The 372-nt window shown below is 64.5% G+C and carries 1 protein-coding gene; it reads left to right on the top strand.

Annotation, left to right across the window (positions count from 1 at the left end; all coding sequences use genetic code 11):
• Window positions 1–352: ArsR/SmtB family transcription factor (locus OEJ37_RS34860; protein WP_411859309.1), on the top strand; the 352-nt coding region annotated here is incomplete at its 5' end.
• Window positions 353–372: the final 20 nt, after the last annotated feature.

Genomic DNA, 372 nt, shown 5'->3' with positions numbered 1-372 from the left:
ACAGATGCCGGAAGATCGCTTGTCGACGACGCTCTCAGCCCTGGCCGATCCAACGCGAAGGGCCATTCTCGCCCGCCTCGCACTTGGAGAGGCCTCGGTCGGCGAGCTGGCGGAGCCCTTCGAAATGAGCCTGCCGGCAGTCTCCAAGCATCTCAAGGTTCTCGAGCGCGCCGGGCTGATCAGCCGTGGCCGCGAAGCGCAGTGGCGACCATGCAAGCTCGAAGCCGCTCCGCTGAAGGACGTCAACAGCTGGCTCGACGGCTATCGTCGCTTCTGGGAGCTGAAGTTCGACCGTCTCGACGCCTATCTGCAGGAACTCCAGCATATCGACCCCGGTGCCGGCAAGAACTGATCGCCGCCCCGTCTTCCGTC

This window comes from Burkholderia sp. BKH01 (assembly GCF_025685725.1).
GTDB classification, from domain to species: domain Bacteria; phylum Pseudomonadota; class Gammaproteobacteria; order Burkholderiales; family Burkholderiaceae; genus Burkholderia; species Burkholderia pyrrocinia_C.
Note: the sequence above shows the minus strand (reverse complement) of the source record. Positions and strands in the feature narration are given on the sequence as shown.